5 protein-coding genes and 1 CRISPR repeat array are annotated in these 10,040 nt (G+C 58.4%); all 5 genes read left to right on the top strand.

From position 1 onward, the window contains the following. Positions 1 to 6 precede the first annotated feature (6 nt). Positions 7 to 962: a CRISPR direct-repeat array (repeat unit 32 nt; unit sequence GTCGCTCCCCGTGCGGGAGCGTGGATTGAAGC). Between the two features lie 454 nt (positions 963 to 1,416). The 5 genes from VEZ52_RS04120 to VEZ52_RS04100 all read left to right on the top strand — a co-directional run bounded on the left by VEZ52_RS04120 (position 1,417) and on the right by VEZ52_RS04100 (position 10,037). After that, entirely contained in the window at positions 1,417 to 3,522 is a 2,106-nt protein-coding gene (locus tag VEZ52_RS04120) for a methyl-accepting chemotaxis protein (RefSeq protein ID WP_324835658.1), read from the top strand. 313 nt (positions 3,523 to 3,835) lie between these two features. Continuing rightward, positions 3,836 to 5,215, top strand: a complete 1,380-nt coding sequence (locus VEZ52_RS04115; protein ID WP_324835657.1) for an FAD-binding oxidoreductase — start codon at positions 3,836 to 3,838, stop codon at positions 5,213 to 5,215. Between the two features lies 1 nt (position 5,216). Further along, the gene (locus VEZ52_RS04110; RefSeq protein WP_324835656.1) at positions 5,217 to 6,368 is read left to right on the top strand and encodes a (Fe-S)-binding protein; all 1,152 of its coding nucleotides are present in this window, start codon (positions 5,217 to 5,219) and stop codon (positions 6,366 to 6,368) included. Between the two features lie 255 nt (positions 6,369 to 6,623). Further along, entirely contained in the window at positions 6,624 to 7,742 is a 1,119-nt protein-coding gene (locus VEZ52_RS04105; protein ID WP_324835655.1) for a transglutaminase-like cysteine peptidase, read from the top strand. A gap of 105 nt (positions 7,743 to 7,847) precedes the next feature. Beyond that, a complete protein-coding gene (locus tag VEZ52_RS04100; RefSeq protein ID WP_324835654.1) occupies positions 7,848 to 10,037 on the top strand; it encodes an HD domain-containing phosphohydrolase in 2,190 nt (729 codons plus the stop codon). The last annotated feature ends 3 nt before the right edge of the window (positions 10,038 to 10,040 follow it).

The following is a 10,040-nucleotide window of genomic DNA, read 5'->3' as shown; positions in this document are numbered from 1 at the left end:
CCATTGGTCGCTCCCCGTGCGGGAGCGTGGATTGAAGCCGGCATCAACTAAAATAGGGTGTAACCCTTTGTAAGTCGCTCCCCGTGCGGGAGCGTGGATTGAAGCTCCACAATCTTAGCATAGTACGGGGCGGCGTGGGCGTCGCTCCCCGTGCGGGAGCGTGGATTGAAGCGCCGCCTACCTTGCCGCAGGAATCGCGGAACAGGTCGCTCCCCGTGCGGGAGCGTGGATTGAAGCGGCCTTGGGTATGATGCTGCCGAGCATGCAAACCTGTCGCTCCCCGTGCGGGAGCGTGGATTGAAGCACCCAATGCCACTTTTTTGCGGGAATCGGCGTGTGTCGCTCCCCGTGCGGGAGCGTGGATTGAAGCGGCTCAGAGTATGAAGAATACTTGTTGTCAAAAGTCGCTCCCCGTGCGGGAGCGTGGATTGAAGCTCATGTGGGCGACAGCCTTGACGATCAGCTTGAGGGTCGCTCCCCGTGCGGGAGCGTGGATTGAAGCTCTGATCCCATGACAGTTGCGTCTTGTTGTCGCGTCGCTCCCCGTGCGGGAGCGTGGATTGAAGCTGGCGGGTCAATGGTGGTATATGTGTAAAACGCGTCGCTCCCCGTGCGGGAGCGTGGATTGAAGCATGTATTTTGCGCAGCAGCGCCCTTTCCTCCGGCGTCGCTCCCCGTGCGGGAGCGTGGATTGAAGCAACTGCGCCTTGCTCAATTTCATGCCGCCTCCTGTCGCTCCCCGTGCGGGAGCGTGGATTGAAGCGCGGGTGTCGCCTGCGGCCCAAGCCGTCACTGGATGTCGCTCCCCGTGCGGGAGCGTGGATTGAAGCGACTCGTGGGCGCGCCAGTTTGGCCGCACTGTCACGTCGCTCCCCGTGCGGGAGCGTGGATTGAAGCTACAAAGGGCAAAAGGCTGGCGATGCCATTGAAGTCGCTCCCCGTGCGGGAGCGTGGATTGAAGTCACATCATGTATCAGTCCACCATGATGGTGGTGGAGGTCGCTCCCCGTGCGGGAGCGACCTATGTGGATTGATATTATCATGAGCACAGCCCAGACATATCGCAGGCGCTGAAACATGTTGTTCTGTTTATCTATTTCTTGGTGTTAAAGATGTCTTGCGTAAAATATATAACCTATTTGCGGGTTTGTTATAAATATTGTGCTGATATTAATACGTTTTCGATTCCCTGATTTTTATTCCTGACACCATAATCCTTTCCCGCCGTCTTCCGATTAATACAGAAGCGGCATCTCTGCATTTTGCTCCCTCAATATTATCCATTGAAGGGGCTGATCTTGCAGACAAAAATTTTATATGAGCAAAAGTGTCCCAGAACTGTATGATGGCTGCAATAATAGCAACGTACCTGGTGGATACTGTAAGCAGAATTCTACACTTGCAAAAGGGCTTGTTATGAACAGATCCATATCGCTCAAGCTGATGCTTGGCATTGCGGCAATCATCATCATACCTATGGGCATACTGTTTGCCCTTACGTCGCGGGGCATTGCAACGCTTTCAGAAGAAAGTTTTGCCAAGTCCGCCATTGGCGAACTGCGGCAGGTCAGCAATGTCGTCTCAGCCATGTTTGATGAATACAAGCTCAACGTTGGCATGCTGGCAGTTGATCCCCTTATGGCGCAATTGCCGCAAATGACCACAAGTCACGTAACAGCGACGGAACCCACGCCATCAAGTGCTGCGGCGGACGATACTGCTGGCAAAGCGCTGGATGCCCTGTTTCGTCTGTATCGGGAATCGCACCCCTCATATACCAATGTTTATGCGGGCAATATGGAAGGCGCATTTGTGCTCAACAGCCCCGTAGTCGGTAAAACCCAGCCCGGTGGTTACGACCCGCGCAAGCGCCCCTGGTGGGGCATGGCCGTCTCTGAACCGTCCAAGAATTACATTACCAGCGCCTACAGAAGTACCGATGGGCAACCCATGGTCAGCGCCTGCCGCGCCGTGCGCGACAGCAGCGGCAAAGTTACCGGCGTCGCGGCCATAGATATTACGCTGGGCACCCTCACAGACCTCATTAAAAATGTGCGCATTGGTCGCACGGGTTTTGTTATTCTGGTGCAGGATGACGGGGTGGTTATTTCCGACCCTAAAACTCCGCAGCATAATTTTCAGAAAATAGACGGCATCGGCAACGATGCTCTGTCTGCGCTGTTCAAATCCGGCGCGGCCACGGGCGAGGCCGCCATCAGCGGCAAGCAGTATGAAGCTGTGGTGTACAACTCCCCGGAACTCAAGTGGAAGTTTATCGGCCTCATTGAAAAAAGCGAACTCATGGAGCCTGTCAACGCCGCCTTATGGCAGTTTGCCACCGGCATGCTGGCAAGCCTCATAGGCATTTGCATAGGTATCTGGGTGCTGGCCGGGCGGCTCATTATTACACCATTGAAGACCGTGGGCGTTTTCCTCAAGGATATTTCCGCTGGCGTGTACGGCTGCCTCGCCAACCGACGCGTTGACGAAATTGGCGTGATTTTTGAGTCCCTTAATTCCATGAGCGCCACCCTTAAATCCAATATTTCTGAAATTGAGGCCAAAACTGTTGAAGCGCAGCAACAGGCCGCAGCAGCAAATGACGCCACGCGCGAGGCCGAGGCCGCCCGCCTGCACGCAGAGCGCGCCAAGGCCGAGGGCATGCTTGAAGCAGCGCGCCAGCTCGAACATATGGTGCAGATGCTCCACCAGGAAGTGAGCACCCTTTCGAGCAGTTCAGAAGACATCCGCGAGGCCACGCTCGTGCAGCGGCAGCGCATCCACGAAACCGCCACGGCCATGGAAGAAATGAACTCCACCGTGCTGGAGGTTGCCAAAAACGCTTCTCATGCCGCCGCACAGGGCACAGATGCGAGGGACAAGGCCAATCAGGGCGCCGAGGTAGTGGGGCGGTCGCTTGAGGCCATGCGCGCCTCGGAGCAGAAGGCCCTTGAACTGCGCGAAGCCATGGGGGATCTGGATAAACAGGCCCACGGCATCGGCACAATCATGACCACCATTGAAGACATAGCCGATCAGACAAACCTTTTGGCCCTGAATGCGGCCATTGAGGCCGCCCGCGCGGGCGAGGCGGGCAGAGGCTTTGCCGTTGTGGCCGATGAAGTGCGCAAGCTGGCGGAAAAGACCATGCACGCCACCAAGGAAGTGAGCGACTCCATTCTCTCCATCCAGCGTGTAGCCGGAATCAACGTGCAGTCTGTGGAAGAAGCCGTGCAGGGGCTTGACCATGCCTCATCGCTGGCTGGTGAATCCGGCGCGGCGCTGGGCGACATTGTCACCAGCACAAACCAGTCGGCAGGGCAGATTCAGTCCATTGCCACTGCGGCTGAGCAGCAGGCCGCCACATCAGAAGAAATCAACAAGTCCATTGACGAAATCAACGCCATCGCCGGGCAGACGGATGAGCGCGCCGAAGCTTCGCTCCAGGCCACCCGAAGGCTGGAAGACCTGGCCCTGTCGCTTTCCGGTCTAATCAAGGAGCTGAAAGACCAGTCGGCATAGACTGGCAAAGTTCGATCGCCAGAAAAGGACAACGGCAACCGTTCTGCGGTTGCCGTTTTTCGTGCGGGAGTGACATCATTTTCGTCCTGCGCTATGTTGTCGCACTGGTCAACGTCAGCGGATTTTTCGTCAATAGCCCGTAATCAGAGGCTTTTCTGCTGCCCATTGACCCAGCAGCTACAGAGGCGCTGCATGGCAGATTGCACCCCACGCGAAAGGCAGGGGGAAAGTATATCTGAATTTTTTTGTATACCCTATTCGGCGGCCCGCCGAATGAATGTTGCTGCGCAGCAATAACCGCACGGAGTATGACATGACAGGGGAGTTTTTGACCTCGCTCACCCCTGAGCACAAGAAGTTTCTTGTGGATATGTTCAAGGACGGCGTGTCCTTTGATCCCAAGGTGCTGCGCGTTTACGCATCGGATGCCAGCCTGCTCACGGGTACGGTGCTGGCCATGGTTCGACCCGAGAGCGCCGGGCAACTGTGCGAATTTATGCGCTGGGCAGATGCGGAGCATGTGGCCGTGCATCCGCGCGGGCGCGGCACCAGCCTTTCCGGCGGGTGTGTGCCCACGGTTCCCGGCATTGTGGTTTCCATGCTGGGCATGGATAAAATAATCGAGATCAATAAAGAAGACTTTGTCGCCATAGTGGAGCCGGGCGTTAATACTGCTCTGCTACAGGCCGAGTGCGAAAAGCTGGGCATGTTTTACCCACCGGACCCGGCCAGCGGCAAGGCAACCAGCGTTGGCGGCAATGTCATCACCTGCGCCGGGGGCCTGCGCGCCGTCAAATACGGTGTTACCCGCGATTACGTGCTTGGGCTGGAGGCCGTGTTGCCCGGCGGCGAACTGGTGAAGTTCGGGGGCCGCTCCCACAAAGATGTCATAGGCCTTGACCTCGGGCGTCTCTTTGTGGGCAGCGAGGGCACCCTTGGTATTGTGACCAAGCTTATTCTCAAGCTTTTGCCCCGGCCCGAGGCCTCGGCATCGGTGCTTGTGGGTTATCCTTCGCTGGATGCGGCCCTGGCCTCCATGAGCAAGGTTTTTGCCGCTGGTATCCTGCCCTGCGCGGTGGAATTCATGAATGAAACCGTGCTGGAAATACTTGCCAAAACCGGGGATGTGCCGTGGCCGGACAGCGTCAAATCGCTGCTGCTGTTCCAGGTGGACGGCAGCAAGGAGACTGTGCCGCTGGAGAATGCCCGCCTTGCCAACCAGCTTGATGACGCCCTGTGGCGCATGGAAGGCGTGGGCAAGCAGGAGGAAGACAAGCTGTGGGCCTACAGGCGCAGGGTTTCGGCGGCCTCCTATGTGCTCGGCCCAGACCGTATCGGCGGCGACATGGCCGTGCCGCGCGGCTCTATTCTCAAGGCCGTGCGCAGATTTGAAGAAATTGCCGCCAGCAATGGCAAGCGCCTCATCGCCTTTGGGCATGCGGGCGACGGCAACATCCACGCCAATCTGCATTATGATGCCTCTGACGTTGACGATGCCCGCCGCACATTGAAAACCCATCACGAGCTGGATGCGGCAGCCCTTGAATGTGGCGGCAGTCTTTCTGGCGAGCACGGCGGCGGATGCCTGAAAGAAGTTGGCAAGCAGCTCGGGGAAAAAGAACATGCCCTCATGCTGCGCCTACGCAGTGTCTTTGATCCCAACGGCATTCTCAATCCCGGCAAGGGGTACTGAAATGAAACGCGGCTGTACGCAATGCGGTGAATGCCTGAATGTCTGCCCTGTGTACGCGCTCTTCAAGCGCGAGGAGTACGCGCCCAAGGGTAAGCGCCTGCTTCTGGAGCAGATTGATCCGCAGTTTGGCGGCAGCCCGGATTCGTCCCTGCCCTGGGAGGATATCCGCGAACTGGCGCGCCTCTGCGCCGGGTGCGAGCGGTGTCAGCAGGCCTGTGCGCGCAAGCTTTCTACCAGCGATCTGCTGGCCGAGGCGCGGGCACGTAATCCTCACTGGACGCAAACGCTCTGGGACATGTGGATTCGCCGCGCAGGCCCACTGTGGCCCATGGCGGGCAAAATCGCCATGCTTGCGCCAGATTCCGTTATTCCCGGCGTGTTGCGGTCTTCTGTGGAAACCGCCCGAGCGCTGGTTGATCTGGAGCCTTGCGAACCGTGGATGACCCTGCGGCCCAGCCAGAAGGTCAGCGGCGTCAGGGTGGCCCTGTTCAGCGGATGTACGGCTAAGAATGCGCGTCCCCGCTGGATATCCAATGCCCGGCAACTGCTGGCAGGCTGGGGATACGACCTTGTGGACATTGCGGATTTTGCCTGCTGCGGCGGCACGTTGCACCATGCCGGGCAGTTGGGAGCCCTGGCAGAAGTGCGCGAGCGCAACCTTGAGCTGTGGCGCAAGGCTGGCAGACCCCTGATGGCGAGCTTTTGCGCCTCGTGCAAGCACAGCCTTGATGGCTACACCGCCGTTATGTCGGCGGAGGAGGGCAAGGAGTGGAAGCAGAAGTGCGTTGGGCTTTCCTCCCTGCTTGTGGGGCCGCAGATCAGCCCCACAGGAGAGGCTCCCGCAGCGGTGGGTTATCACCAGCCCTGCCACTGGGGTTCTGATGATCCTGATTTGCCCCTGCTCACAGCGGGGTTGCCGGGCTTGAAAAAAGGTACTGGCCTGTGCTGCGGCATGGGCGGCATACTGAAAATGTCCAACCCCGATCTTTCAGCAGACATGGCGCGCAAATGCCTGGAAGGCTTTGCCCCTGAAATCCGGCACATTGTCACCGGGTGCAGCGGCTGCGTCATGCAGCTTTCGGCTGCGGCGGGCAAGGATGTGCAGGTGCGGCACTGGCTTGATGTGACAGCACTGGCCGACTCCCGCAGTTAGGCGCATCCCCCCATACGGACTCTTGCCGCAGCGTCTGTGAATTTTTGCAGCTTCCGGGCGTGCATGGTTGCCTCTGGCAGATGTGCGCCGCCATATTCTGCAATGCTTTATTGAGGAACCGGGCATGGTGCACTGCACTAGGTGAAGCTAGGGCATAGCCTGCCGAAAAATAAGCCGAAATGCCGCTGACCACTGGACGCCCCACAGGCGGCAGTATAGTATGCCGCAACATGCACACCTGTAATCGGTGAGCCTATGCCCAAACTTCGATACTCCAAATTTGCTCTGGTCGCGGCCCTTTCTGGGGGCATGGCGGCCCTTTTGGCGTGTCTGCTGTTCTGGGCCTATGGCTGGAACCCCGCTCTGGCAGGTTCGCTCAATCTGCAACCACGCGCAGCCATTGGCAATGCCGAAGTTTCCGAGCCGCCTGCCGTATCTTCCGCTGCTGCGGAAAATAATGCAGCGCCGTCTGTTGTCGCCACTGAGCGGGCGAGCACGGGAGCTGAACAGAACGGCAATGCAGGGGCAAACGCTGCTTTGCCCCCTGCTGACCAGCAGCCAGCGCAACAATCAGAGCTGCAATCGGGTCAGCAATCTGGCCCCCAGACAATCCAGCAGGCAGGCGCTGATCCCGGCATTCAGCCTCAGACGGACGCTGATAATGCAGATCAGCCCCCATCCCCGGAACCATCGCAACCAACTGGAAAGTCAGATCCTTCCGCCGCAGCCAATGCCCCCGCAAAGAGCGCGGCACCGGATGCCGCAAAAGGCGCAGCGCAATCCGCAGCACAGCCCGCAGCACCCGCGCACGATTCCAAGGTGCAGCTTTTCGGCACTGTGGAGTTCAAACGTCCCTTATCCACCCTGCCGGGCTGGCTTGATCTGCTCAAGCGCAACCAGATGGATCCCATATTCATACCCGGCAAAGTGTTCAAAAAAGGCGTTACCTGGGACACGTTCAAGTCCAAAGCCCCGGTGAACAACAAGATGGAACTGCTGCGCTACGTAAATTCTTTCTGGAATACGTGGCCCTATGTGGAAGACATCGTCAACTGGCGGCAAGAAGACTATTGGGAAATTCCCGCGGAGTTTCTGAAAAAGTCTGGCGACTGCGAAGACTATTCCATTATCAAGTATTTTACTCTTAAGGAATTGGGCATTCCGCCCGAAAGCATGCGTGTCGTGGTTGTGCGTGACACAATCAGAAATTTTGCCCATGCTGTACTGGTCGTATACCTGAACGACGATGCCTTTATTCTGGATAATCTCAGTAATTCAGTGCTTTCGCACACCAAGGTGCGGCAGTACAGCCCGCAGTATTCGGTCAATGAATTCGGTCGGTGGGCCCATATGAAGGGCCGCAAGATAGACTAAAGCCGCCGCAGGCATGCGGCATGCAACGCGCAGCCCACACCCTTATTGGGGCGGGTTTTCACCGCAAACGGTACGTTAATGCGCAATGTACTATAGGATAAGCCTATGAAAACGCAGGAACTTAATGAGCAGTCCGTTGCTGGTCGCTATCGTCTGAAAAAAGCCGCTGTGGCTGCTGTCAGCCTGTCACTTTTTGTTGTGGCGGCGGCTGTGGCCTACGGCCTCTGCACCTTGCAGCTCAAAAACGTTACGCAGGATATTCTGAATAACCAGCGTGAAATGCAGCAATCGTGGGTGGATAAATCGCTGGAATCCATCCGCGCGTGGCATGCAACCGTTGTTGAGCAGGCGCGGCTTGTAAGCAGCGCGGAGATGTTCCGCCTGTTTGCCGTGGATGTGCGCAACCTTGGCTCCGATGGCGAGGCGCGCCTTTCCGCGCCTGATGCCATGGAAAACGGCGATGAATCGCTGCGCAATCTTGCCGAGCAGATGGGCTATATGCAGGATCTGCTGCGGGACTTTGCGCGCGGCAAAAACTGGGTTTCTGCACGGATTGTTTCGCCCAAGGGCAATCCCTTTGTGGTGTACAAGGGGGATGCGCCCCTTGGCGAGACCCAGGTGGGCCTTGTGACCAGCGCCGTGGACAGGAAAACTGTTGTTTTTGGCCCTGTGCGCGCTCTTGGCGACACAATGGTCATTGATCTGGCCGATCCCATGTATGAAGTGCTGGGCCGGGGCGAGAGCGCCCCCGTTGCCGTGCTTTTTGCCACAATTCCTGTGGACAGGGTGCTGACGGCATTTCTTGCCCCGCGTCAGGATCAGTACGGCGGGCTGCTGCCGCGCATTTTGCAGGCTGGCGGCAACGGTACAGAGGCCGTGCTGCTGCGCGATGCCAAACCAGCGCTTGAGCCAGTGCAGCCCGTGGCTCTGGCTGACGGCCTTGGTTTCAAGCGTCGGCAGGGGCTTGTGGGCGGCGGCGAGGCCTATTCCCTCGGCAGTTACATGAACAGTCTGGGCTGGCTTGTGACCATCGAGGCTCCGGCAGACATGGTTGATGCGCTGGTGGAAAGCCAGGCAAAGCAGATATACGGCCTGGGCATCCTTGGCAGTCTTGGCACGGCGCTTTTGCTGGCCTTTATCTGGGTTTCGCTGGTAAGCCGTTCGCACAGGGCCACTGCCCAGCATTTCAAGCATCTGTACACGCTTATCCGTCAGCAGAAGATCATGCTCGACAGCGTCAACGCCTCATTGCAGGCCGGGCTTATGCTCATGGACAAAAACGGCCGCTTGCAGATGTGCAACCCGGCCTTCTGCCAGATGGCGGGCAAGGACGAGGATTCCCTCAAGGGAACCCCCGTGGGCGAAGCCCTGCCGGAAGAGGCCGCTCATCGGCTCATGGAGGGCATGGCCCAGGTGAGCGTCAGCGGCAAGGAAGGCAGCATCGAGATTTCCGTTCCCCAACCCGGGGATGTGCGCCTTTTCCGCGTGACCCTGTTTCCCTTTGAAGATCACGATACTTCAGGGGAAGAAGGCAAGGGCGGCTGCGTGGGCATTTTTCAGGATATTACGGAATTCCGCCGCCGTGCCGAGGCCGCGCGGGAACGTCAGGCCAACAGCATTGCCGCCCTTGTGCGGGCCATTGAAAGTGTGGACGTGAACCTCATCGGGCACTCCATGAAGATGGAGCATGTGGCAGACTTGCTCTCCGGCGCCATGACCCTGCCCGACAAGGACAGGGAAACCCTGCGGCTTGCGGCCCGCCTTTCGCAGGTGGGCAAGATCTTTGTGCCGCGCGAGCTGCTCACCAAGAAGGGCAAGCTCACCCCCGAGGAACAGGCGGAGGTTATGCGCGCGCCGGAATATGCCTATGGTATCCTGCGCGACATGCAGTTCAACCTGCCAGTGCCGGACGCCGTCTTCCAGATGGGCGAACGCATGGACGGCTCGGGCCTGCCCCAGCATCTTGCCGGGGAGGCCATCAATCACAATGCGCGCATTCTGGCCGTGGTCAACGCTTTCTGCGCCATGGTCAGCCCACGTTCCTACCGCGCTGGCATGCAGCCCGAAGAAGCCGTTGCCCTGCTCATGAAGGACAAGGGCTTTGACAGCCAGATTGTCAGCGCTCTTGCCAATGTCCCTGCGGTAGATTTGCAGCAGGCCATTGCCACAGCCGATGCGGCCAGCAAAAAATCTGCTCCTGCCGCAAAATCCGGCGCACAGGAAGGGCAGGACGCGCTGAACGAGCAGAAAAAATCCGCTGGCTCAGGGCCAGCAAGTCCTGCCGCCGCCGAATAGAGA

It is taken from the genome of Desulfovibrio sp. (assembly GCF_035644575.1).
Lineage (GTDB): Bacteria > Desulfobacterota > Desulfovibrionia > Desulfovibrionales > Desulfovibrionaceae > Desulfovibrio.
The sequence above is the reverse complement of the archived record's forward strand: the minus strand, read 5'-3'. Positions and strand labels throughout refer to the sequence as shown.